Origin of the sequence: Modicisalibacter sp. 'Wilcox' (assembly GCF_010993675.1) — a bacterium.
GTDB classification, from domain to species: domain Bacteria; phylum Pseudomonadota; class Gammaproteobacteria; order Pseudomonadales; family Halomonadaceae; genus Modicisalibacter; species Modicisalibacter tunisiensis.
In genome coordinates this window covers 399421-421872 of record NZ_WNXF01000001.1, presented here as the reverse complement: position 1 = coordinate 421872, position 22452 = coordinate 399421, and the positions used below count along the sequence as shown (strand labels likewise).

At 70.3% G+C, this 22452-nt stretch carries 23 protein-coding genes; 7 read left to right on the top strand and 16 right to left on the bottom strand.

The annotated features are described in order from the left end of the window. Window positions 1–157 precede the first annotated feature (157 nt). From G7A98_RS01855 to aroE, 5 genes are all read left to right on the top strand, one after another. Window positions 158–1294: a LysM peptidoglycan-binding domain-containing protein gene (locus tag G7A98_RS01855; protein ID WP_163647775.1), complete on the top strand. Its 1137-nt coding sequence runs from the start codon at window positions 158–160 to the stop codon at window positions 1292–1294. Then, the gene (gene dprA, locus G7A98_RS01850) at window positions 1291–2403 is read left to right on the top strand and encodes a DNA-processing protein DprA (RefSeq protein ID WP_163647774.1); all 1113 of its coding nucleotides are present in this window, start codon (window positions 1291–1293) and stop codon (window positions 2401–2403) included. The genes G7A98_RS01855 and dprA overlap by 4 nt, the downstream gene beginning before the upstream one ends. Before the next feature lie 69 nt (window positions 2404–2472). After that, on the top strand, window positions 2473–3027 hold the full coding sequence (locus G7A98_RS01845; protein WP_163647773.1) for a Sua5/YciO/YrdC/YwlC family protein: 555 nt from the start codon (window positions 2473–2475) through the stop codon (window positions 3025–3027). A 57-nt stretch (window positions 3028–3084) separates the two neighbouring features. Continuing rightward, window positions 3085–4020 (top strand): oxygen-dependent coproporphyrinogen oxidase, encoded by a 936-nt coding sequence (gene hemF, locus G7A98_RS01840; protein WP_163647772.1) that lies wholly within the window; start codon window positions 3085–3087, stop codon window positions 4018–4020. After that, window positions 4013–4825 (top strand): shikimate dehydrogenase, encoded by an 813-nt coding sequence (gene aroE, locus G7A98_RS01835; RefSeq protein WP_163647771.1) that lies wholly within the window; start codon window positions 4013–4015, stop codon window positions 4823–4825. Before hemF ends, aroE begins: the two co-directional genes overlap by 8 nt. 15 nt (window positions 4826–4840) lie before the next feature. Here the strand turns inward: aroE and G7A98_RS01830 are convergent, their stop codons facing one another. After that, the gene (locus G7A98_RS01830) at window positions 4841–5632 is read right to left on the bottom strand and encodes a M48 family metallopeptidase (protein WP_163647770.1); all 792 of its coding nucleotides are present in this window, start codon (window positions 5630–5632) and stop codon (window positions 4841–4843) included. A 128-nt stretch (window positions 5633–5760) separates the two neighbouring features. Here G7A98_RS01830 and G7A98_RS01825 point away from each other — a divergent pair, with 128 nt between their 5' ends. After that, the gene (locus G7A98_RS01825) at window positions 5761–6618 is read left to right on the top strand and encodes an ATP-binding protein (RefSeq protein WP_163647769.1); all 858 of its coding nucleotides are present in this window, start codon (window positions 5761–5763) and stop codon (window positions 6616–6618) included. An 18-nt stretch (window positions 6619–6636) separates the two neighbouring features. Here the strand turns inward: G7A98_RS01825 and der are convergent, their stop codons facing one another. The 14 genes from der to G7A98_RS01755 form a co-directional block, all read right to left on the bottom strand. After that, window positions 6637–8049, bottom strand: a complete 1413-nt coding sequence (gene der / locus G7A98_RS01820; protein WP_163647768.1) for a ribosome biogenesis GTPase Der — start codon at window positions 8047–8049, stop codon at window positions 6637–6639. A gap of 337 nt (window positions 8050–8386) precedes the next feature. After that, a complete protein-coding gene (gene bamB / locus G7A98_RS01815; RefSeq protein WP_163647767.1) occupies window positions 8387–9538 on the bottom strand; it encodes an outer membrane protein assembly factor BamB in 1152 nt (383 codons plus the stop codon). Further along, entirely contained in the window at window positions 9535–10194 is a 660-nt protein-coding gene (locus G7A98_RS01810) for a tetratricopeptide repeat protein (protein ID WP_163647766.1), read from the bottom strand. The genes bamB and G7A98_RS01810 overlap by 4 nt, the downstream gene beginning before the upstream one ends. A gap of 58 nt (window positions 10195–10252) precedes the next feature. Continuing rightward, entirely contained in the window at window positions 10253–11533 is a 1281-nt protein-coding gene (hisS, locus tag G7A98_RS01805) for a histidine--tRNA ligase (protein ID WP_163647765.1), read from the bottom strand. Window positions 11534–11556: 23 nt separating this feature from the next. Further along, the gene (gene ispG / locus G7A98_RS01800) at window positions 11557–12672 is read right to left on the bottom strand and encodes a flavodoxin-dependent (E)-4-hydroxy-3-methylbut-2-enyl-diphosphate synthase (protein WP_163647764.1); all 1116 of its coding nucleotides are present in this window, start codon (window positions 12670–12672) and stop codon (window positions 11557–11559) included. Window positions 12673–12690: 18 nt separating this feature from the next. Next, entirely contained in the window at window positions 12691–13761 is a 1071-nt protein-coding gene (locus G7A98_RS01795) for a RodZ domain-containing protein (protein WP_163647763.1), read from the bottom strand. 25 nt (window positions 13762–13786) lie between these two features. Beyond that, a complete protein-coding gene (gene pilW, locus G7A98_RS01790) occupies window positions 13787–14536 on the bottom strand; it encodes a type IV pilus biogenesis/stability protein PilW (RefSeq protein ID WP_163647762.1) in 750 nt (249 codons plus the stop codon). Between the two features lie 147 nt (window positions 14537–14683). Further along, window positions 14684–15811 carry a 23S rRNA (adenine(2503)-C(2))-methyltransferase RlmN gene (gene rlmN / locus G7A98_RS01785; RefSeq protein ID WP_163647761.1) on the bottom strand — a complete coding sequence of 376 codons (1128 nt, stop codon included), beginning with the start codon at window positions 15809–15811 and terminating at the stop codon, window positions 14684–14686. A gap of 79 nt (window positions 15812–15890) precedes the next feature. After that, window positions 15891–16316: a nucleoside-diphosphate kinase gene (gene ndk, locus G7A98_RS01780; protein WP_163647760.1), complete on the bottom strand. Its 426-nt coding sequence runs from the start codon at window positions 16314–16316 to the stop codon at window positions 15891–15893. Between the two features lie 158 nt (window positions 16317–16474). Then, complete coding sequence (locus tag G7A98_RS01775; protein WP_163647759.1) at window positions 16475–16801, bottom strand: iron-sulfur cluster assembly accessory protein; 327 nt, start codon at window positions 16799–16801, stop codon at window positions 16475–16477. A 40-nt stretch (window positions 16802–16841) separates the two neighbouring features. Then, window positions 16842–17990, bottom strand: a complete 1149-nt coding sequence (locus G7A98_RS01770) for an aminotransferase class V-fold PLP-dependent enzyme (RefSeq protein WP_163647758.1) — start codon at window positions 17988–17990, stop codon at window positions 16842–16844. A 41-nt stretch (window positions 17991–18031) separates the two neighbouring features. Next, window positions 18032–18517: a Fe-S cluster assembly transcriptional regulator IscR gene (gene iscR / locus G7A98_RS01765; protein WP_163647757.1), complete on the bottom strand. Its 486-nt coding sequence runs from the start codon at window positions 18515–18517 to the stop codon at window positions 18032–18034. Window positions 18518–18675: 158 nt separating this feature from the next. After that, the gene (gene cysE / locus G7A98_RS01760; RefSeq protein ID WP_163647756.1) at window positions 18676–19551 is read right to left on the bottom strand and encodes a serine O-acetyltransferase; all 876 of its coding nucleotides are present in this window, start codon (window positions 19549–19551) and stop codon (window positions 18676–18678) included. Window positions 19552–19651: 100 nt separating this feature from the next. After that, entirely contained in the window at window positions 19652–20431 is a 780-nt protein-coding gene (locus tag G7A98_RS01755; RefSeq protein ID WP_163647755.1) for an RNA methyltransferase, read from the bottom strand. 145 nt (window positions 20432–20576) lie between these two features. On the opposite strand from G7A98_RS01755, the gene G7A98_RS01750 reads away from it, so the two are divergent. Then, window positions 20577–21371 carry an inositol monophosphatase family protein gene (locus G7A98_RS01750; RefSeq protein WP_163647754.1) on the top strand — a complete coding sequence of 265 codons (795 nt, stop codon included), beginning with the start codon at window positions 20577–20579 and terminating at the stop codon, window positions 21369–21371. 150 nt (window positions 21372–21521) lie between these two features. Here the strand turns inward: G7A98_RS01750 and secF are convergent, their stop codons facing one another. Further along, window positions 21522–22445, bottom strand: a complete 924-nt coding sequence (secF, locus tag G7A98_RS01745) for a protein translocase subunit SecF (RefSeq protein WP_163647753.1) — start codon at window positions 22443–22445, stop codon at window positions 21522–21524. Window positions 22446–22452 lie beyond the last annotated feature (7 nt).

Genomic DNA, 22452 nt, shown 5'->3' with positions numbered 1-22452 from the left:
CATCGCCGCGATAGGGCTCGGCTATGGAGCGCGGCAGGCGTCGCGTCGTGTCGCTCGTTCGACCCCGCGGGGCGCGCGGCGTTCCCGTCGGTGCGCTCCCGAAGTACGCAGAAGAGTACGCAGAAGAGAAAGTACGCAGGAAAAGGCACAGACCACCATGAATGAATGCAAGGGTGCCGGCCGCCGGCGACGGTGGCTCGTCAGGTTGCTGGCGGCATGGCTGCTGATCCCGGCCTGGAGCCTGGTCGCCGTGCTCCCCGCGGCCGGCGCCAGCGAAACGGGCGCGTCCGCGCCGCAGGCAGGCACGTCCTCGACGGTGCTGCGCCGCGATGCGCCGGCCCGCTACACCGTGCAGCGCGGCGACACGCTCTGGGACATCGCCGGGCGCTTCCTCGCCGACCCCTGGCAATGGCCGCGCCTGTGGCGGGGCAACCCGCAGGTCGACGACCCGCACTGGATCTATCCCGGCGACGTGATCCATCTCTACCGTGCTGCCGACGGCACGCCGCGCCTGGGGCTCGAGCGCGGGCAGGGCGTGGTGCACCTGTCGCCGCAGGTGCGCCGGGTGCCGCGGCGCCGGGCGGTGCCGCCGCTGCCGCTGGACAAGGTGCAGCGCTTTCTCGAGGCCAATCGCATCGTCGCGCCCGACCGGCTGGCGCAGGCGCCCTACGTGATCGCCGGCGACGACCGACGCCTGATCAGCGGGGCCGGCGATCATGTCTACGTGCGTGGCGCTCTGCCCCCGGGCGAGCGTTTCGGGCTCTATCGCCCCGGCGAGCGCTACGTCGCCCCGGATACCGGCGAATTCCTCGGCCTTGAGCTCGAGACCCTGGGCGAGGCCCGTGTGCTGCGCCGCGAGGGGGACGTCTCCCGGCTGGTGGTGACCGCCTCGCGTCAGGAGATACGCCCCGGGGATCGGCTGCTGCCGCTGGAGTCGCTGCCGGTGACGCCCGAGTTCCAGCCCCGCCCGCCCTCGCACCCGGTCGCGGGGCACATCCTCTCGGTGCCCGGCGGCGTGCGCTACATCGGTCGTCTCGACGTGGTGGCGCTCGACCTGGGGCGTCGCGAGGGCATGGCGCCGGGCACGGTACTGGCCGTCGAGCAGCGCGGCGAGACGCTGAGCGACCCGCTGACCGACGCGGCCGTGACCCTGCCCGACGAGCAGGCGGGCCGGCTGATGGTGTTCCGGGTCTACGACCGGGTCAGTTATGCCCTGGTCATGCATGCCACGCGCAGCCTGGCGGTGGGCGACCGGGTGCGGGCGCCGCGCCCGGCGGGAGGGCGAGCGCCATGACCCCGGAACGGCGCGACTGGCTGGCGCTGTGCCATCTGCCGAAGGTGGGGCCGCGGCGGCTGGCCGAGCTGAGGGCGGCCCGGCCCGCCTGGCCGGACGGCTGGCTGGCGGTGCTGCCGGCACCGGCGCGGGACGCCCTGCGGCTGTGGCTGGCTCGCCCGGCGGCGAGCCCGCTCGAGGCGCTGGTCGACCGCGCCCTGGCCTGGGAGGCGGCGTCGGCGACCCATCACCTGCTGTATCCCGGGCATCCGGCCTGGCCGGCCCTGCTCGATGAACTGCCCGATCCACCGCCGCTGCTCTGGGCCTGGGGGGAGCTTTCCGCGCTCGACGCGCCGGGGCTGGCGATCGTCGGCACCCGCCGGCCCACCCGCGACGGCCTGGGCAATGCCGCGCGCTTCGCCGGCGAGCTGGCCGGTGCCGGGTTCTGCGTGATCAGCGGCATGGCGATGGGCATCGACGGTCGTGCCCATCAGGCCGCGCTCGAGGCCGGCGGCTCCAGCATCGGCGTGCTGGGCTGCGGCATCGACGGCGTCTACCCGGCCCGGCACGGCGCGCTCTACCGCGCGATGCGCGAGACCGGCCTGCTGCTCAGCGAACACCCGCCCGGCACCCGGGCCAATCCGGCGTTCTTCCCGCGCCGCAACCGGCTGATCACCGGGCTGTCGCTGGGCGTGCTGGTGGTCGAGGCGGCGGAGAAGAGCGGCTCGCTGATCAGCGCACGGCTGGCCGGAGAGCAGAACCGCGAAGTGTTCGCGCTGCCCGGCTCCCTGAACAACCCCCAGGCGCGCGGCTGCCTGGCGCTGATTCGCCAGGGCGCCACCCTGGTGACGGAACTCGACGACATCCTCGCCGAGCTCGCCCACTGGATCCCGGCGCGCGGCGAGCCATTCGGCGAGCCATTCGGCGAGCCTGCCGGCGCGGCATCGCCGCCGGCGACACCGGAGGAGCCGCTGCTGGCCCTGCTCAGCGACTCGCCCACGCCGCTGGACCTGCTCATCGAGCTGTCCGGCCAGGGCGTGCTGCACTGCCAGCAGCGCCTGCTGGAGTTCGAACTGGACGGCCGGGCGGCCCAGGTGCCCGGTGGCTGGGTCCGCCTGCCCGGGGCCTGAGGGCGCTGTGACCCCCGGCGCGGCATGCTAGAATGGTCGGCTTTCGGACGTGCGGAGATAACGGGCGAAATGAGCACCGCGACTGGTTTCGAGGCCGCCGTGGCGACCCTGCGCGACGGCGGCGTGATCGCGTATCCCACCGAAGGGGTGTGGGGGCTGGGTTGCGACCCGGACGACCCCGCGGCGCTGCAGGCCGTGCTGACCCTCAAGCAGCGCGACCCGGCCAAGGGGTTGATCCTGATCGCCGGCGACATCGCCCAGGTGGCGCCGTGGCTGGAGGGCATCAGCGAGGCCCAGCGCGAGACGCTGCTGGCCACCTGGCCCGGACCCAACACCTGGCTGGTGCCCGACAACGGCCGGGCCCATCCGCTGCTGCGTGGCGAGCATGACCGCGTCGCCCTGCGGGTCAGCGACCATCCGCTGGTCGCCGCGCTGTGCGCCGCCCACGGCGGGCCGATCGTCTCCACCTCGGCGAACCCGGCGGGCGCCGAGCCGGCCCGGGACCTGGCCACCGTGCGCCGCTACTTCGGGGCGTCGCTGGTCGCCGTGGACGGCGCACTGGGCGGTCAGGCCCGCCCCAGCCGCATCCGCGACCTGCTTACCGGGGACACGCTGCGCGCGTGAGCCCGGCGCAGCGCACGCGAATCCACTCCATCCAGCCATTGTGACGAGGAGCCTGCCGTGGCGCATGCCTATCTCGATGACGTGAAGCATTACCTGCTCGACCTGCAGGACCGCCTGTGCCGACAGCTGGCCGAGGCGGATGGCGGGGCGACCTTCCGCGAGGATGCCTGGGAGCGGCCCGAGGGGGGCGGCGGCCGTTCCCGGGTGATCGAGGGCGGCGGCGTGTTCGAGAAGGGTGGGGTGAACTTCTCCCACGTCCACGGCGACACCCTGCCGCCTTCCGCCACGGCCGCACGCCCCGAGCTGGCCGGTCGCGGCTTTCACGCCGTGGGCGTGTCCTGGGTGCTGCACCCGACCAATCCGCACATTCCCACCAGCCATGGCAACGTGCGCTTCTTCATCGCCGAGAAGGCCGGCGAGGCGCCGGTGTGGTGGTTCGGTGGCGGCTATGACCTGACGCCCTTCTATCCGGTCCACGCGGACGTGCTGCACTGGCACCGGGTCGCCCGCGACGCCTGCGCGCCTTTCGGCGACGACGTCTACGCGCGCTACAAGCGCTGGTGCGACGACTACTTCTACCTCAAGCATCGCGACGAGACCCGCGGTGTCGGCGGGCTGTTCTTCGACGACCTCAACGAGGGCGGCTTCGAGCGCTGCTTCGCCTTCCAGCAGGCGGTGGGCGACAGCTTCCTCGACGCCTACCTGCCGATCGTCGAGCGGCGACGCGACACCCCCTGGAGCGAGCGCGAGCAGGCCTTCCAGCGCTATCGGCGCGGGCGCTACGTGGAGTTCAACCTGGTCTGGGACCGCGGCACCCTGTTCGGCCTGCAGAGCGGCGGGCGGACCGAGTCGATCCTGATGTCGATGCCGCCGGTGGCGGAGTGGCACTACGGCTGGACGCCCGAGCCGGGCAGTGCCGAGGAGACGCTCTACCGGGACTATCTGCGCCCGCGCGACTGGCTGGGCGAGGCACAAGGAGACGCCCATGAGTGATCGCTACTGCGTGTTCGGCCATCCGATCGGCCATTCGAAGTCGCCGCGGATCCATGCCGCCTTCGCCGAGCAGACCGGCGAGGCGATGACCTACGAGGCGATCGAGGCGCCGCGGGACGACTTCGCCGGGGCATGGCGGGCGTTTGCCGCGGCCGGCGGTCGCGGCGCCAATGTCACCGTGCCCTTCAAGGAAGACGCCTTCCGGCTGGCCGAGGCGCTGAGCCCCCGCGCGCGGCGGGCCGGGGCGGTCAACACCCTGTGGCTCGACGACGACGGCCGCCTGCACGGCGACACCACCGACGGCGTGGGGCTGGTGCGGGATCTCGAGGCGCATGCCGCGCCGCTGGCCGGCGCACGCATCCTGGTGCTGGGTGCCGGCGGGGCGGTGCGCGGTGTGCTCGAGCCGCTGCTGGCCGCGCAGCCGGCGAGCCTGACGATCGCCAATCGCACCGCCGCCAGGGCCGAGGCGCTGGCGGCGGACTTCGCCGACCTGGGCGACGTGCGGGGCGGCGGCTTCGCCGACGTGGCCGGCCCCTTCGATCTGGTGATCAACGGCACCAGCGCCAGCCTGGCGGGGGAGCTTCCGCCGCTGCCCGACGCGCTGTTCGCCGACGGCGCGCTGGCCTACGACATGATGTACGGGGCCGAGCCCACGGTGTTCCTGCAGTGGGCGGCGCAGCGCGGTGCGCGGACCGTCGACGGCTTGGGCATGCTGGTCGAGCAGGCGGCGGAGTCGTTCTTCATCTGGCGCAACACGCGCCCGGACACGGGGCCGGTGCGCGAGATGCTGCGCCGCTCACTCTAGCGCCTCTAGCCGGGTTCAGCCCGGCTGGTGACAATCGGGCGTGCGACCGGCGTCGCGGGCCTGACGGTAAAGCGTGAGCGCCTGATCCATCTGTGCCTGCAGACCGTCGATGCGCTGGCCGTGGCTGGGGTGGGTGGACATCCACACCGGCGGCTGGCCCTGGCTGTTGGCCTCCATGTTCTGCCACAGGTCGATGCTCTCGCGCGGGTCGAACCCGGCGCGGGCCATCAGGTTGAGCCCCAGGGTATCGGCCTCGCTTTCCTGCTTGCGCGAGAAGGGCATCAGGATGCCGTACTTCGCGCCCATGCCCAGCAGGCCCATCAGCTGCTGCCCCCCCTGACCCTCGAGCCCGGCGGCGGACTGCAGTACCGAGAGGCCGGTCTGGGTGGCCGCCTGGGTCGAGACCCGCTCGTTGGCGTGATGCGCCAGCACGTGGGCGACCTCGTGACCGAGCACGGTGGCCAGCTGGTTCTGATTTTTGGCGACCTCAAGAAGTCCCGTGTTGACGCCGATATGTCCTCCAGGGAGCGCGAAGGCGTTGGCGGAGTCATCCTTGAAGACCTTGACCTCCCAGTTTTCGCCGCTGTTGGTCTGGGCGGTGACGGCATGGGCCACGCACTGCACGTAGTCGGCGGTCGCGCCGCCCACGGTGGGCAGTTTCTGCTGGTACTGCTGGAAGCTCTGGTCGCCCATCTGATTGATCTCCTGGTCGGAGAACAGGGTCAGCTGCGATCGCCCGGTGGGGGTCTGGCTGCAGGCGGCCAGCACGAGCGTCAGGCTGAGCGCGCCGAGGGTGCGAAGTGTCATGGGTCTCTCCCTGAGAATGGGCTGGGGGAACCGCGCTGGACAGCGGCGGTCGCGTTCCGTGGCAGTGATCGCCTTCAAGATACCCCGTTGCCACATGGGGTCAACCGGATTGGAAAGAGGGGGAATCCATGGACGAGAGTCTGAACCGGCGCCTGCACGGGCTGCTCGATCGCCTCGAGGCGTGGCTGCCGCCCGCGCCCGAGGCCGCCGACTGGTCGCGGGACGTGGCCGCGATCTGGCAGCGCCATCCGCTCGGCGGCCAGCTGGTCCCGGTGGCGGCCCGCGATGCGGTGCGCCTCGACGACCTGGTGGGCGTCGATCGGCAGCGCGAGGCGCTGCTCGCCAACACGCGGGCCTTCCTGGCCGGCCGCCCGGCCAACCACGCCCTGCTGTGGGGCGCACGGGGCAGCGGCAAGTCGTCGATGGTGCGGGCGCTGCTCAACACCCTGGCGCCGGAAGGGCTGCGGTTGATCCAGGTCGACCGCCACGACCTGGCCGGCCTGCCGGCGCTGGTGGCGCAGCTGCGCGATACCGAGCACCGCTTCATCGTCTATTGCGACGACCTGTCGTTCGAGGGCCACGACGACGCCTACAAGGCGCTCAAGAGCGTGCTCGACGGTACCCTGACCGGCCCGCCGGAGAACGTGCTGCTCTACGCCACCTCCAACCGTCGCCATCTGCTGCCCGAGTCGCTGGCCGACAACGCCGACACCCGGCTGGTCGGCGACGAGCTGCATCACGGCGATGCCGTCGAGGAGAAGATCTCGCTGTCGGACCGCTTCGGCCTGTGGCTGGCCTTCCATCCCTTCAACCAGGACTCCTATCTCGAGGCCTGCCGTCACTGGGTGGCGCACCTGGGCGGGGCGGAGTGCTGGAGCGAGGCGGCCCGGGAGGCGGCATTGCGACACGCCACCCTGCGCGGGACGCGCAGCGGGCGGGCCGCCTGGCAGTTCGCCTGCCAGTGGGTGGGCAGCGGCGTCGGCTGACCCGCGCCCCGGGCGGGGTCAGCGCCGGCTGCGGCGGGCCTCGCGGGTCCGTGCCAGCTGGCGGGCGCGGGCCTTCTCGCGGTCGTTGGCCCCGGCGTTGGGGTCGTAGGGGTTGGCGCCGGAGCGGAACTCGAAGCGGATCGGCGTGCCACGCACCTTGAGCACCTTGCGGAAGGTGTTGGTCAGGTAACGCTTGTAGGCCTCGGGCAGCGAGGCGGTCTGGTTGCCGTGGACGACGATGATCGGCGGGTTGCTGCCGCCCTGGTGGGCCATGCGCAGCTTGATGCGCCGACCGTTGATCAGCGGCGGCTGGTGCTCGCTGACCGCGTCCTGGAGGATGGTGGTCAGGCGGTTGGTCGACCAGTGGGCGGTGGCGGCCTTGTAGGCACGCTCGATCGACGGGTAGAGGTCGCCCACCGCGGTGCCGTGCAGCGCCGAGATGAAGTGCAGGTCGGCGTAGTCGGCGAAGCCCAGACGACGCTTGATCTCGCTGCGCATCTTGTCGCGCTGCTCGCTTTCCAGGCCGTCCCACTTGTTGACCGCCAGCACCAGCGCCCGCCCGGAGGAGAGCACGTAGTCGAGCAGGTGCATGTCCTGTTCCACCAGCCCGGAGCGGGCGTCGAGCACCATGATCGCCACATGGCACTCCTTGATCGCCTCGAGCGTCTTGATGATCGAGAACTTCTCGGCCACCAGGCTGACGTTCTTGCGCCGGCGCACGCCGGCGGTGTCGACCAGCACGTAGGGGCGGCCGCGGCGCTCGTAGGGGATCTCGATGGCGTCGCGGGTGGTGCCGGCCTCGTCGAAGACCACCACACGGTCCTCGCCGAGCAGGCGGTTGACCAGGGTCGACTTGCCGACGTTGGGGCGGCCGATCACGCCGATGCGGATGCCCTGGTCGGCGGGGGGGAGGGCGTCCGCGTCAGGGTCGGTGTCGCGCTCGGGAAAGGGCGCGAGCACCTCGTCGATCAATGCGGTGACGTTGCGCCCGTGGCTGGCGGCGATGGGGCGCGGGTCGCCCAGGCCCAGCCCCCAGAACTCGGCCATCGCCGAGTGCTCCTCGAGGCCGTCGGTCTTGTTGACCACCAGCCAGGTCTTCTTCTGGTTGACCCGCAGGTGATTGGCGATCGCCTCGTCGGCGGGAATCAGACCGCTGCGCGCATCGACCAGGAACAGCACGATGTCCGCCTCGTCGATGGCCAGCAGCGACTGCTCGGCCATGGCGGCGTCGATGCCCTGCTCGTCGCCGCTGATGCCGCCGGTGTCGATGACGGTGTATTCCTTGCCGCCGAGCTGGCCGTTGCCGTACTTGCGGTCGCGGGTCAGCCCCGGGAAGTCGGCCACCAGGGCATCGCGCGAGCGGGTCAGGCGATTGAAAAGGGTCGATTTGCCGACATTGGGGCGGCCGACCAGGGCGATCACGGGAGTCATGGGAGTCAACGAGTCGAGGTTCAGGAACGGAATTTCGCGCGGCCCCGGGCGGGGTGCGCGGTCAGGGGGGCGATTCTAGCATCCCCCGGGCGGGGCGCCCAATGTTCAATGGGGACGTGGTGAAGAAGGGAATGCCGACGGGCCGGGGCGGCCCGTCGGAACACGGCTTTGCGCCTCATTCACTTTCCCTCTCTCAGGCGGTGCGGCTTTTCCGGCGGCAAGGCTTCCCGAGGGCGCTGTAAACCCGTCCCTGGGCGCTACCTTTGCCATCCATGGCAAAGGACCCTCGCTTCGCCTTGCCCCCGGCGCCATCACCGCCGGGAGCTTGGACATGATCTTACTGGCCGTCCTGGAGGCGATAGGCGGCAAGATCGCCGTCGTTGTCCATCACGTAGAGCTGCTTGCCGTCGCTGAGCGGGGCCAGGCTGATGCCGTCGCCGAGCTCGGTGCGGCCGACCAGCTTGCCGCTTTCGGCGTCGAGCAGGTGCACGTAGCCGGCATAGTCGCCCACGGCCAGGCGACCGTCGATGAAGGTCGGCGCGGTCAGGCTGCGGCCCTCGAGGGCGTCGGTTTCCCACATCACCCGTCCGGAGCGGGCGTCGAGGGCCAGCACGTGGCTGTCCGCGTTGACCGTGAACAGGAAGTCGCCGACCAGCAGCGGACTCAGGTAGCTGGAGGCGTCGTGTGACCAGAGGACCTTGCCGCTGGTGGCCTGCAGGGCCAGCAGGCGGCCGTTGTAGCTGGTGACGTAGAGCCGGCCGTCGGACGTGAGCAGCGGCTGGCCGTCGAGGTCCACCAGCCGGTCCACCTCGGTGCGGCCCTTGGGCACCGCCACGCGCATGTCCCACAGCGGCTGGCCGCTGCGGTTGTCGAGCGTCACCAGGCGGCCGTTGGCGAAGCCGGCGAAGCTGACCTGGTTGATCACCCGCGGCGTGCCGGTGCCGCGCAGGGTCAGTGCCGGCTGGTTGCTGGTGTAGACCCACTGTTCCTTGCCGGTGGCGCGGTCGAGCGCGGTGACCGCGCCGTCGACGCTCTGGACCACCAGCAGGTCGCGGTTGGCCTGCGGCGCGGCGAGCACCTCGCTGGACACCCGCGAGCGCCAGACGACGCTGCCGTCGGCCTGGTCGAGGGCCAGCACCTCGCCGTTGCGGGTGCCCAGGTAGATGCGGTCGGCCACGGCGGTCAGGCCGCTGGAGACCGGCGTGTCGAGGGTGACCTGCCACTGCGTCTCGCCGGTGGCGGTGTCGATGGCCCGCAGCAGGCCCGACTGGTCGGCGGCGAACAGCCGGTCCTGATCGAGGGCCGGGGTGATCGGATAGCGGGCGATGCCCAGCCCGTCACCGATCGACTGGTCCCACTGCATCTGCAGGTCGGCCTGGCGGTCGATGTCGGTCAGCGGCTTGGGCGGATACTCGGGCTCGACGTTGCTCGAGCAGCCTGCCAGCAGGGCGAGCAGCAGGGTCGGGGCGAGCAGCTGGGCGAGTTTCATAGCGTGGCATCCTCCGCGCCGAGATTGTCGAGCTTGAGCTGGGCGCCGAACACCGGCTGGCCCTGCTCGCGGGACAGGTCGAGCGCCTTCCGGTAGGCGCTGCGCGCCTCGTCGTCGCGATCCAGGGCCACCAGGGCATCGCCGCGGGTCATGGCCTGCGAGGCGCCCAGGCTGTCGGGAACCCCGGCGTCGAGGGTGTCGAGCGCCGCCTGCGGGTGGCCGTCGGCGACCTGGATGCGGGCCAGGCGCAGGCGGGCCAGCCCCTTCAGGTAGGCATCGTCACTGGTGTCGATCACGCTCGACAGCGCCTGCCGGGCGCCGGCGAGGTCATCGTCGGCGACCTCCAGGCGGGCCTGGATCAGCGCGGCCAGGTCGGCGTAGAGCGTGCCGCCGTGCTCGTTGCGCAGCGTGCCGATCAGTTCGTCGGCGCGCGCGATGGTCTTGTCGTCTAGGGTGTCCTGGCCAGCCAGCCCCAGCAGTTCCTGGTAGCTTGCCGAGGCGGCAGCGGCCTGGTTGTGCTGATAGCGTTCCCAGGCCTTCCAGCCGACGACCGCGGCCACCGCGACGGCCACGCCGAGAATCAGCGACTTGCCGTTGTCCTTCCACCAGCGCTTGATGGCGTCCAGCTGTTCTTCTTCGCTCCTAAGCTCGGCCACCGATGGCCCCTCCTATGCCGTGAGGTCCCGTGCCGGGGGCACGGACTTTATTTCAGTCTCAGTCGAGTCGTTCGCCCAGACGGGCGATCGCCGCCGCCTGGTCCAGGGTTTCCTGCTCGCGCTCCTCGCGCAGGTACTTGATGGTCAGCTGGCCCTGCGCGAGTTCGTCCTCGCCGAGGATCAGCGCCAGCCGGGCGCCGCTGCGGTCGGCCTTCTTGATCTGGCTCTTGAAGCCGCCGCCGCCGCAGTGGACCTGCAGGGCCAGGCCGGGCAGGGCGTCGCGCAGCCGCTCGCCGAGCAGCAGGGCCTCGCGCTCGGCGTCTTCGCCCATCGCCAGCAGGTAGGCATCGGGGCCTCGCTGGCTCTCGGCGGGGATCAGCTCGAGGGTCTCGAGCAGCAGGATCAGCCGCTCCACGCCCAGGGCGAAGCCCACCGCGGGTGTGGGCTTGCCGCCGAGCTGCTCGACCAGGCCGTCGTAGCGGCCGCCGGCGCATACCGTGCCCTGGCTGCCCAGCGCCGTGGTGGTCCACTCGAACACGGTGCGGCTGTAGTAGTCCAGCCCGCGGACCAGGCGTGGATTGATGCGGTAGGCGATGCCGGCCGCGTCGAGCCGTGCCTTGAGCGCCTCGAAGTGCTCGCGGGAGGCGTCGTCGAGATGGTCGAGCAGCTGCGGCGCGTCGGCGAGCATCGCGGCCATGTCGGGGTTCTTGGAGTCGAGGATGCGCAGCGGGTTGCTGGACAGCCGGCGCCGCGAGTCCTCGTCGAGCAGCTCGTGATGGCGCTCGAAGTAGGCCACCAGGGTGTCGCGGTAGGCGGCGCGCGCCTCGGGCGAGCCCAGCGAGTTGAGCTCGAGGGTGACGTGGGCGTCGAGCCCGAGCTGCTTCCACAGCCGCGCCGAGAGCAGGATGACCTCGGCGTCGATGTCCGGTCCGTCGAGGCCGTAGGCCTCGATGCCCACCTGATGGAACTGCCGGTAGCGGCCCTTCTGCGGACGCTCGTGGCGGAACATCGGCCCTTGGTACCACAGCCGCTGGGTCTGGTTGTGCAGCAGCCCGTGTTCCATCGCCGCGCGCACGCAGGCGGCGGTGCCCTCGGGGCGCAGGGTGAGGCTGTCGCCGTTGCGGTCGTCGAAGGTGTACATCTCCTTCTCGACGATGTCGGTGACCTCGCCGATGGAGCGCTTGAACAGCGCGGTCTGCTCGACGATGGGCGTGCGGATCTCGCGATAGCCGTAGCGTCGCATCAGCGTGCGGACCTGCTCCTCGAAGTACTGCCACAGCGGCGACTGGTCCGGCAGCAGGTCATTCATGCCACGGATGGCCTGGATCTTCTTGCTCAACGAAACGAATCTCCTGAAGCGGTTCAGCCCTCGCGGGCGATGGTGTTCTGCTCGGCCTGTTCCTTCTCGCGGACCTTGTCGCGGATCAGCCGTTCCAGGTCGTCGACCAGGTGGTCGTTGCGCAGCTTGGAGGCCGGCTTGCCGTCGATGTAGACGAGATTGGCGGGGCTGCCGCCGGTCAGGCCGATGTCGCTTTCCTTGGCCTCGCCCGGGCCGTTGACCACGCAGCCGATCACCGAGACGTCGAGCGGCGTCATGACGTCGTCGAGACACTCCTCGAGGGCGTTCATGGTGCCGATGACGTCGAAGTTCTGGCGCGAGCAGCTGGGGCAGGCGACGAAGTTGATGCCCTTGGCGCGCAGGCGCAGGCTCTTGAGCATGTCGTAGCCGACCTTGACCTCCTCGACCGGGTCGGCGGCCAGCGACACGCGGATGGTGTCGCCGATGCCGTCCATCAAGAGCATGCCCAGCCCGATCGACGACTTGACGGTGCCCGAGCGCAGGCCGCCGGCCTCGGTGATCCCCAGGTGCAGCGGCTGCTCGATGCGCGTGGCCAGGTCGCGGTAGGCGGCGACCGCCATGAACACGTCGGAGGCCTTGACGCTGACCTTGAAGTCGGGGAAGTCGAGGCGCTCGAGATGGTCGATGTGGCGCATCGCCGACTCGACCAGCGCCGCGGGGGTGGGCTCGCCGTATTTCTTCTGCAGGTCCTTTTCCAGCGAGCCGGCGTTGACGCCGATGCGGATGGGGATGCCGCGGTCGCGGGCGGCGTCCACCACGGCGCGCACCCGGTCCTCGCGGCCGATGTTGCCGGGGTTGATGCGCAGGCAGTCGACGCCGAGCTCGGCGACGCGCAGGGCGATCCGGTAGTCGAAGTGGATGTCGGCGACCAGCGGTACCGGCGAGCCGGCCTTGATGCGGCCGAAGGCCTCGGCGGCGTCCATGGTCGGCACCGAGACGCGCACGATGTCGGCGCCGGCCTGGGCGAGGCGCTGGATCTGGGCGAGCGTGGCCTCGACGTCGAGGGTGTCGGTGTTGGTCATGCTCTGCACGGAGATGGGCGCGTCACCACCTACCGGGACGGAGCCGACATGAATCTGGCGCGACTGGCGCCGCTTGATCGGGGATTGCGCGTGCATCGCGAAGTCCTCTCCCAGTTATTCGCCCAGCGTGAAGCGGGCGACATTGTTGCCGCCGGTATGGGCGCCGAGGTCGACGGTCTCGCCGTGCCAGGTCAGCTCGACGCCGCTGGCGTTGCCGATGGTCAGCCGGAACGGCGGCTGGCCCTCGACCGTGGTCTGGCTACCGGCGGGCTGCAGACCGACCAGGATGCGCTTGTCGTTGGCATCGTGGATCTCGGTCCATGACTGTTCGTTGAAGGTGAAGGCCAGGCGCCGGGCCGTGTCGGCGGTCGGCGTCTGGTCCTCGGCGGCCGTGTCGGTCGTGGCGCTTGCGGTGTCGGTGGCTGCCGCGGCCGGCGCGTCGTTGCTGCCGGTATCGGCCGTGTCAGCGGCCGTGCCATCCGCGGGGGCCGAGGGCGTGGCGCTCGTTTCCGCCGTGCCGGCGGTGTCTGCCGTGGCGCCGGCAACGGCGGTGTCGCCGGTCGGGGCGGACGCGCTCGCGGCGGGTTCGGCGTCCGCGGCCTGTGCCTTCGCGTCGTCGGGCAGCGGCGGCAGGTCGGTGGTGGCGTCCGGGGTATCGGTTTCGGCGCCGGTTTCGGCAGCCGGTTCGCCGCTCAGGGCGGTCGCGGCGGCCTCGTCGCCGCCGCCCAGGCCCAGCAGGTCGTTGCCGTTGCGGCTCTGCCACCACAGCAGCGACAGGCCGATCAGGCCGACGATCACCAGCAGGGTGAACAGCTTGAAGACCCAGGCCCCTAGGCGCGACGGCGGGCGCGTGGTATTGACCGGCGTGATCTTGCGCTCGATGTCGCTGCGGGTATCGCCGTGCTGGCGGTTGTAGGCGCCCACCACGCTGGCCTCGTCGATGCCCATCAGGCGCGCATAGGCGCGCAGGTAGCCGCGCCGATAGGCGGCGACGGGAATCTCGTCGTAGCGGTCGGCCTCCAGGCCGCTGACCACGGCGGGGCGCAGGTTGAGCTGGGTGGCCACCTCGTCGATGGAGAGGCCCTGGTTCTCGCGTTCGCGGCGCAGCACCTCGCCCGGCGATTCGGGGGCCGTGCCGACGGCGGGATCAAGACTGCCTTCCTGTCGCTGTTGTGTGTCGCTCATGACTGAGCCGTCCTCTCGATTGGGGTCAGGGATCGCGCCGGGAGGCGTTGAGCTGGCGTGAATAGAAAGCGGCGGTGGCGGCGTCCCCGCGAGCGCTGGCGATCTGCTTGGCCAGTCGCAGGCTCTCCGGGGTGGTGCCGGCCAGCCGGATGAAGCGTTGCAGCGCCTCCCAGGCGCGCGTTTCCTCGCCCTGGTCGTGCAGGGCGCCGGCGAGTGCCAGATAACTGGGTGCGTAACGGGGATCGATCGTCTGGGCCTTGTTCAGGCTCTGCAGGGCCGCCTCGTTCCGGCCGAGCCGGCGCTGGCAGCGCCCCAGATTGGTGAACAGCTGGGCCCGGTTGTCGTAGTGGATATCCTGCGTGGCATGCTCGAGCTGGGTGCAGGCTTCGGCGGTGTCGCCCCGGGCGTAGAGAAAGGCCGCATAGTTGTTGCGCGCCCGGGTGAAATCGGGCGCCGCCTGCAGGGCGCGCTTGAAGAATCGGCGGGCCAGCTCGGGCTCGCCCTGGCGCTGGTAGAGCAGGGCGCTGGCCTGCAGGGCGTCGGGGTCGTCGGGGGCGATCGACAGTGCCTTGTCGAGCTTGCGACGGGCCCGGGGCAGGTTGCCCTTCTGCATGTACTCGAGCCCCATCGTCACGTTGAGCTCGGCCGCCTGGCTCGGATCGGCCCCGCCCTCCAGGCCGGCCGGCGCGGACGTGGCGCAGCCGGACAGCCAGAGCATGCCGCACAGCGCGGCACCCAGCAGGGGGGCGAAGGACGAGTGTTGGCGACGAATCATGCACTCCTCTCGACAGTGGCGGGCCCGGCTCGCGACGAACCCTCGTCGAATCAAAGGTATAGGGGGTGACGATGCTGGGCCGACCCGCCATGAAAAGGCGTACTCATAAAAGCGCCGTGACCGGTTGAAGTCAAGGTCGCCGCCGGGTCAGTCGGCATCCAGCTGGATCGACTGGATGTAGCGTTCGTGGCGCCGCGTGCGGTCCTTGACCCGCCCGACCAGCTGGCCGCAGGCGGCATCGATGTCGTCGCCGCGGGTGCTGCGGATCGGCGCCGTGTAGCCCAGTTCGTAGAGCCACTGCTGAAAGCGCATGGTCTGGTTGCGCGAGGGCTTCTCGTAGCCCGAGTGCGGGAACGGGTTGAACGGGATCAGGTTGATCTTGCACGGCAGCTCGTCGAGCAGCGCGGCGAGCTGGTCGGCGTGCTCGCGCTGGTCGTTGACGTCCTTGATCAGCGTGTACTCGATGGTGATCAGGCGCGTGTCGTCGCACTTGGCCAGGTAGCGCTGGCAGGCGTCGAGCAGGGTGCGGATGTCGTACTTGCGGTTGAGCGGCACCAGCTCGTTGCGCAGGGCGTCGTTGGGCGCGTGCAGCGAGATCGCCAGGCTCACGTCGATCTCGTCGCCGAGCTTGTCGATCATCGGCACCACGCCGGAGGTCGACAGCGTCACGCGACGCTTGGACAGCCCGTAGCCGTTGTCGTCGAGCATCAGCTTCATCGCCGGCACGACGTTGTCGTAGTTGAGCAGCGGCTCGCCCATGCCCATCATCACCACGTTGGTGACCGGACGGTTGGCGGTGTCGCGACGCGGGCCCGCACTGCGGCTGGCGACCCACACCTGGCCGATGATCTCGGCGGCGGTGAGGTTGCGCTGGAAGCCCTGCTTGCCGGTGGAGCAGAAGCTGCAGTCCAGCGAGCAGCCCACCTGCGACGACACGCAGAGCGTGCGGCGGTTGCCGTTCTCGGAGGGGATCAGCACGGTCTCGACGTAGCTGCCGTCCTCGACCTCGAGCACCCACTTGCGCGTGCCGTCGCTCGACGTGCCTTCGTAGACCACGCCGGGGCCGCGGATCTCGGCCACCTCGGCCAGGCGCGCACGCAGGGCCTTGGAGAGGTTGGTCATGGCCTCGAAATCGTCACAGCCTTCGTGATGGATCCACTTCATCACCTGGCTGGCGCGAAACTTCTTCTCGCCGATCGAGACGAAGAAGGCTTCCATCTGCTCTCGGGACAGGCCGAGCAGGTTGGTACGGGGGGTATGGGGGGTGGCGGTCATGATGGTCAACCGATGGTCGGAGGGCGGTCAGGCACGGCCCGGCGTGGCGGGCGGGAGCCGTGCGGCTCCCGCTCAAGCTTCAGCGCGGGCAGATTTCGTCGGCGCTGAAGAAGAAGGCCACTTCGCGCTCGGCGGATTCCGGCGAGTCGGAACCGTGCACGGCGTTGGCGTCGATGGACTGGGCGTAGTCGGCGCGGATGGTGCCCGGCGCGGCTTCCTGCGGGTTGGTGGCACCCATCAGGTCGCGGTTCTTGGCGATGGCGTCCTCGCCCTCGAGCACCTGAACGACGACCGGGCCGGAGGTCATGAAGCCGACCAGTTCACCGAAGAAGCCGCGCTCCTTGTGCTCGGCGTAGAAGCCCTCGGCCTGCTCCCTGGACAGGTGCAGCATCTTGGCGGCGACGACCTTGAGGCCGGCCTTTTCGAAGCGGCTGATGATCTCGCCGATGACGTTCTTGGAAACGGCGTCGGGCTTGATGATGGACAGCGTGCGCTGAGTTGCCATGCAGGGTTCTCCGTGGAATCGAGTGCTTGGATACGGCTGCGCGCCGCTGTCGTGGCGGCGCGCAGGGTCGCGGTTCGGCCGCGGCGGGCGGCCGGGCGGAAAAGCGCCTGATTATAGCGGCTCGGGCGGGGTCTTGACACCCCGCGGGCCGCGCGGGCTCACACGCTGAAGCTTTCGCCGCAGCCGCACTGGTCCTTGACGTTGGGGTTGTTGAAGCGGAAATAGCGGTTGAGCCCCTCGTTGACGTAGTCGACCTCGCTGCCGTCGAGCATCTCCAGGGCGTCGGGAGCCACGTAGACCGTGGCGCCGTGGGCCTCGAAGGGCACGTCGTCGGCGACCGCCTGGTCGGCGAAGTCCAGCACGTAGCTGTAGCCGGAGCAGCCGCTGGGCTTGACGCTCACGCGCAGCCCCAGGCCGTGGCCGCGCTCGCCGAGCACGTGACGGATCTGGTCGGCGGCGGCGGGGGTGATCGAAAGGTGCGCCATGGAAATTCCTCCTGACTGCGTAGCGGCGGCCGAATCGGCGTCAACCGCGCAAGGTGGTGATGGCATGACGGATCTCGGCGACGGCCGCATCGATCTCCGCCTCGGTGGTGAAGCGCCCGAAACTGAAGCGCAGCGCCGTCAGGGCGCGCGAGCGGGGCACACCGATGCCCCGCAGGACATAGGAGGGCTCGACGCTCGCCGAGTTGCAGGCCGAGCCGGTGGACACCGCGATGCCGCGCAGCGCCATGAGCAGCGACTCGCCGTCGACGCCGTCGAAGGACAGGTTGACGATGTTGGGCACGGCCACGGTGACATCGGTATTGCGGTGGATGCCCTCGAGATCGTCGAGCCCGGCGAGGAAGCGTTCGGCCAGCGCGGCGATGCGCGCCTGATCGGCCTCGCCCTCGCGCTCGGCCAGGGCGAAGGCCTCGCCCATGCCGGCGATCTGGTGGGTGGGCAGGGTGCCGGAGCGCATGCCGCGTTCGTGGCCGCCGCCGTGGATCAGCGCCTCGAGGCGGATGTCCGGGCTGCGCTTGACGTAGAGGGCGCCGACGCCCTTGGGGCCGTAGACCTTGTGGCCGGACAGCGACATCAGGTCGATGCCCAGGTCGATGACGTCGAGGGGAATCCGGCCCACCGCCTGGGCGGCGTCGACATGGAAGACCGCGTCGCGGGCATGCACCACCGCCGACAGCGCGGCAAGGTCGTTGATGCTGCCGAGCTCGTTGTTGACCGCCATCAGCGACACCAGCACGGTGTCGTCGCGCATCGCCGCGGCCAGGTGGGCGGGGGCGATGCGGCCGTCGTGGCCGGGCTCGAGCCAGGTGACCTCGAAGCCCTCGGCCTCCAGGGCACGGGCGGTGTCGATGACCGCCTTGTGCTCGATGGTGGAGGTGATCAGGTGCCCGCCCCGGGCGCGGTTGGCGCGCATGAAGCCGATCAGCGCCAGGTTGTCGGCCTCGGTGGCGCCGGAAGTCCAGACGATCTCGCGCGGGTCGGCACCGATCAGGTCGGCGACCTGGCGGCGGGCGCCCTCCACGACCTGCTCGGCCTGCCAGCCGGGCATGTGGCTGCGCGAGGCCGGGTTGGCGAAGATTCCGTCCAGGGTCAGGTGGCGCGCCATGACCTCGGCGACGCGGGGGTCGACCGGCGTGGTGGCGGCGTAGTCCAGGTAGATCGGTGCGTTCATGGCTCTCTGCGTGACAGCGAGGCCGGCGGTCCTGGCCGGTCTCAGGGTGACGAGGTGACGATGGTGTTGTCGGTGCTGCTTTTGTTTCCGGCGTTGCCGCGCTGGCGTTCGGCGATGCCGCGGACCTCGTTGCGCCGCACCAGGTCGCCCAGGCTGATGCCGTCGAGGAAGCCGTGAATCTCCTCCGACAGCTCGCACCACAGGTGATGCGTCAGGCAGGTATGGCCCTGCTGGCAGTCCGACAGCCCCTGGCATCGCGTGGCGTCCACCGACTCGTCGACGGCGTCGATCACCCGCGCGACCGACATCGTGTCCGGGGCGGCGGCCAGCAGGTAGCCGCCGCCCGGCCCGCGCACGCTCTTGACCAGCCGGGCGCGGCGCAGGCGGGCGAACAGCTGCTCGAGATAGGACAGCGAGATCGCCTGGCGCTGCGAGATGTCGGCGAGGCTGATCGGCCCCTGGTCGCCGTGCAGGGCGAGATCGAGCATCGCGGTGACGGCGTAACGTCCTTTGGTGGTCAGGCGCATAAGCGAGTCGGGTCGGGCATCGGTCGCAGGGCCGCGCTGCGCCGGAGCGGGCTGAAGCGCGCGGCCGCCGGTGGAATCATCGCTCCATTATGAGAAAACCCAGTAAAGCGGTCAACAATAGCGCCGCCCGGCCCGGCGGCGTACCGTCGTGATGCGGCTCAGTCCTCGTCGCCGGCGTCGCGCCGGGTATCCTGGCGTTCGGTCCGCCGTTCGGCTTGCCGTTCGGCGCGGGGGTCGGGACCGCAGCAGCTGTCGACATCGGCGAGGATCTCGGCGAAGTCCTCGTCGCGCAGCTCGGGCAGGCGGCCTTCGCGGTAGCCGGTGTCGAGCTTGCGCAGCGTGGTGCACATGCGCTCGATACGCTGGTCCACGGCGTGCATGTGGTCGAGCATTGCCTGCATGGAGCGGGCCACCGGGTCGGGCATGTCCTGGCTCACGCCGTAGGCATCGAAGCCGAACTTCTGGCGGATCGCCTCGCGGCGTTCGGGATCGAAGGTCGGGGCCTCCTCGGTGTCGGGCTCGGCGCGCTTGACGATCTTGCCGGGAATGCCCACCACCGTGGCGCCGTCCGGGACCTCCTTGGTGATCACCGCGTTGGAGCCGATCTTGGCGCCGGCACCGACCCGGAACGGCCCCAGGATCTTGGCGCCGGCGCCGACGATCACGCCGTCGCCCAGGGTCGGGTGGCGCTTGCCCTTGTTCCAGCTGGTGCCGCCCAGGGTGACGCCCTGATAGAGCGTCACGTCGTCGCCGACCTCGGCGGTCTCGCCGATCACCACGCCCATGCCGTGGTCGATGAAGAAGCGCCGGCCGATGGTCGCCCCGGGGTGGATCTCGATGCCGGTCAGCCAGCGCGCCAGGGTCGAGATGGTCCGCGCCAGCCACTTGAGGTTGTGGCCCCACAGCCGGTGGCTCAGGCGGTGGGCGAGCAGGGCGTGCAGCCCCGGGTAGTTGGTCAGGACCTCGAGAAAGTTGCGTGCCGCGGGGTCGCGGTCGAACACGCTGTTGATGTCTTCACGCAGACGACCAAACATGAAGCCTTCCTTGTTGGGCTGTCGGTCGGCGCACGGGCCGGCCGCGAACGGGTTGGTCACTCATTATTGGGGCGCTCGGCGCCCCCTGCAAGGCGCCGTCTCAGCGCCCGGCGATGCGTTTCTCGACGGCGCTGAGGATGCCACGCAGGATGCTGATCTCCTGGGTGTCCGGCCGGGCACGCAGGTAGAGCCGACGCAGCCGGGCCATCAGCTGGCGGGGCCGCTGCGGGTCGTGGAAGCCGGTGTCGGTCAGTACCCGCTCGAGATGCGCGAAGTAGCGCTCGAGATCGTCGTGGCTGGCCGGCGGGTGATCCCAGTCGATGCCGAACGGGGCGGCCTCGCTGCCGGCCTCGGTGGGCTCGGCGGCGGCCAGCCAGGCCAGGCGGCACTCGTAGGCCACCACCTGCACGGCGGCGGCGAGGTTCAGCGAGCTGAAGTCAGGGTTGGTGGGGATGTGCACATGACGGTGGCAGTGCTGCAGCTCGGCATTGGTCAGCCCGCTGTCCTCGCGGCCGAACACCAGCGCCACCCGGCCTTGCGGGTCGGCCAGTTCGGCGGGCAATGATTCGCCCAGCGCCCGGGGCGTGATCATCGGCCAGGGCAGGGTGCGCGAGCGGGCGCTGGCACCCACCACCAGGGTGGCGTCGGCCACCGCGGCATCCAGCGTCTCGTGACGGCTGGCGCCGATCAGCAGGGCATCGGCCCCCGAGGCGCGGGCGATCGAGTCGCTGGTCTGGATCTCGCAGCGCGGCGCGACCAGCGCCAGGTCGCCGAGTCCCATGTTCTTCATCGCCCGGCACACGGCACCGATGTTGCCGGGGTGGCTGGTGCCGATCAGCACGATGCGCAGCTGGTCGAGGGAAAAGGCGGGTTGAGGCATGGCAAGACAACGTCGCGGCAATGAAAAGGGGCGCCAGTCTACCATGTCAGCCGCCGGGCCGGGACGCATCGCGATTCCCTCGCGGAGCCGGGTCTGCTAGCATGCGCGACGTTCTTTAACAGTTACCGACCCTCAAGGCCCGATCATGCATCCGATGGTCCAGTTCGCGCTGCGTGCCGCACGCAGCGCCGCCGAGCAATTCGTCCGTATCCGCGAGCGCATCGATGTCGCCCGCGACGACCGCGGTCTCGACCGCCTCCTGGAAGATACCGCCCGCAACGCCGAAACGCTGATTGTCCGTCAATTGTCCCGCGGCTACCCGCAGCACGGGATCGCCGGCCGCTATACGCCGCACCGCGACGGGGAAGGCGAGGGTCGGGACACGGTCTGGAAGATCGAGCCCTTCCACGGCTACACCAATCTCGGCGTGGGCAGCGTGCAGTTCGCCCTGTCGCTGGTGTGTCTCGTCAAGGGGCGCCCCGAACATGCGGTGGTGATCTGCCCGTTCAGCGACGACGAGTACCTGGTCAGCCGCGGCCGCGGGGCGCAGTACAACGGCAAGCGCATCCGCGTCGGCAAGACCCACGGCATCGACGGCATGCGCCTGGCGATGGGGCTGCCGGAGACTTGGCTGCGTCCGCGCCATCTGCCCACCTACCAGACCCTGATCCAGCAGCTCGCCCCGCGGGTCGAGTCGCTGACCGCCTCGGGCTGCGCGCTGCTCGACATGGCCGACGTGGCCGCCGGCCGTGCCGATGCGGTCTTCGTGCTGGGCCTCGAGGAGCAGGACAGCCTGGTCGGCACGCTGCTGCTCAAGGAAGCCGGCGCGCTGATCGGCGGCCCCGACGGCTCGCCCGGCGTGGCGCCGGAAGCCAACCTGATGGCGGCCGGGCCGCGTCTCTACAAGGCGCTGGTGCAGGGCCTCAAGCCGCACATGTAAGCCCGCCGTCTGCTGAAGAGCCCCGACTCGCGTTCGCGAGGCGGGGCTTTTTCATGTCTGCAGGACGACCCGGGGACACGGCCGTTCGGCCCCTGAAACGACGACACCCCGCCGAGGCGGGGTGTCGTGCGGACGTCGAGGGTCGAACGGTCAGGGCAGCTCGTCGGCCTCGGCGTTTTCCTTCTTCGCCGGGATCAGGTCCTCGCGCTGAAGCTTGACGGCGATCAGCAGCGCCGAGGCGACATACACCGAGGAGTAGGTCCCCACCCCGACGCCGACGATCAGCGCCAGCGCGAAGTTGTGGATCATGTCGCCGCCGAGCAGCAGCAGGGCCAGCAGCACCAGCAGGGTGGTGCCGGAGGTGGCCAGGGTGCGCGACAGCGTCTGGTTGATCGCCTCGTTGAAGATCGTCGGCATGTGGTCGGTGCGCGACTTGCGGATGTTCTCGCGGATGCGGTCGTAGACGATGATGGTGTCGTTGAGCGAGTAACCGATCACCGCCAGCACCGCCGCCAGCACGGTGAGGTCGAAGTCGAGCTGGAACAGCGAGAACACGCCGAGCACGATGATCACGTCGTGGATCAGCGCCAGCAGGGCGCCCAGCGAGAACTTGTACTGGAAGCGCAGGGCGACGTAGAGCATCACCACGCCCAGCGCCACCAGCATGCCCAGGCCGCTCTGGTCGCGCAGCTGACCGCCCACCTGGGCGCCGACGAACTCGGCACGGATCAGGTCGACGCTGGCACCGCCCTGGCGCAGCACGTCCGTCACCTGGGCGCCGACGTTGGGGTCGAAGGCCTGCTGCAGGCGCACCAGCACATCGGTGGGCGCGCCGAAGGTCTGCACCGAGACGTTGGTGAAGCCGGCGCCTTCCAGGGTCTGGCGCACGGCCTCCAGGGCCGGCGCGGCGGCGTAGCGCACCTCGACGAGGGTGCCGCCGGTGAAGTCCAGCCCCAGGTTGAGCTGCTGGAACAGCAGCGAGACGATCGACACCAGCAGCATCGCCCCCGAGACGAAAAACGCGAGGCGGCGCTTGCCCATGAAGTCGAGCCGGCGATTGATGAAAGCGTTCATGCCCACC

Bases quoted from the DNA above. Each gene is read 5' to 3' on its own strand.
- dprA (WP_163647774.1), top strand. From the start codon at position 1,291: ATGACCCCGGAACGGCGCGACTGGCTGGCGCTGTGCCATCTGCCGAAG.
- G7A98_RS01845 (WP_163647773.1), top strand. From the start codon at position 2,473: ATGAGCACCGCGACTGGTTTCGAGGCCGCCGTGGCGACCCTGCGCGAC.
- secF (WP_163647753.1), bottom strand. From the start codon at position 22,445: ATGAACGCTTTCATCAATCGCCGGCTCGACTTCATGGGCAAGCGCCGC.
- G7A98_RS01825 (WP_163647769.1), top strand. From the start codon at position 5,761: ATGGACGAGAGTCTGAACCGGCGCCTGCACGGGCTGCTCGATCGCCTC.
- G7A98_RS01750 (WP_163647754.1), top strand. From the start codon at position 20,577: ATGCATCCGATGGTCCAGTTCGCGCTGCGTGCCGCACGCAGCGCCGCC.
- rlmN (WP_163647761.1), bottom strand. From the start codon at position 15,811: ATGACCGCCACCCCCCATACCCCCCGTACCAACCTGCTCGGCCTGTCC.
- G7A98_RS01775 (WP_163647759.1), bottom strand. From the start codon at position 16,801: ATGGCGCACCTTTCGATCACCCCCGCCGCCGCCGACCAGATCCGTCAC.
- aroE (WP_163647771.1), top strand. From the start codon at position 4,013: ATGAGTGATCGCTACTGCGTGTTCGGCCATCCGATCGGCCATTCGAAG.
- der (WP_163647768.1), bottom strand. From the start codon at position 8,049: ATGACTCCCGTGATCGCCCTGGTCGGCCGCCCCAATGTCGGCAAATCG.
- G7A98_RS01795 (WP_163647763.1), bottom strand. From the start codon at position 13,761: ATGAGCGACACACAACAGCGACAGGAAGGCAGTCTTGATCCCGCCGTC.
- G7A98_RS01770 (WP_163647758.1), bottom strand. From the start codon at position 17,990: ATGAACGCACCGATCTACCTGGACTACGCCGCCACCACGCCGGTCGAC.
- cysE (WP_163647756.1), bottom strand. From the start codon at position 19,551: ATGTTTGGTCGTCTGCGTGAAGACATCAACAGCGTGTTCGACCGCGAC.
- pilW (WP_163647762.1), bottom strand. From the start codon at position 14,536: ATGATTCGTCGCCAACACTCGTCCTTCGCCCCCCTGCTGGGTGCCGCG.
- bamB (WP_163647767.1), bottom strand. From the start codon at position 9,538: ATGAAACTCGCCCAGCTGCTCGCCCCGACCCTGCTGCTCGCCCTGCTG.
- ispG (WP_163647764.1), bottom strand. From the start codon at position 12,672: ATGCACGCGCAATCCCCGATCAAGCGGCGCCAGTCGCGCCAGATTCAT.
- ndk (WP_163647760.1), bottom strand. From the start codon at position 16,316: ATGGCAACTCAGCGCACGCTGTCCATCATCAAGCCCGACGCCGTTTCC.
- iscR (WP_163647757.1), bottom strand. From the start codon at position 18,517: ATGCGCCTGACCACCAAAGGACGTTACGCCGTCACCGCGATGCTCGAT.
- G7A98_RS01830 (WP_163647770.1), bottom strand. From the start codon at position 5,632: ATGACACTTCGCACCCTCGGCGCGCTCAGCCTGACGCTCGTGCTGGCC.
- G7A98_RS01855 (WP_163647775.1), top strand. From the start codon at position 158: ATGAATGAATGCAAGGGTGCCGGCCGCCGGCGACGGTGGCTCGTCAGG.
- G7A98_RS01755 (WP_163647755.1), bottom strand. From the start codon at position 20,431: ATGCCTCAACCCGCCTTTTCCCTCGACCAGCTGCGCATCGTGCTGATC.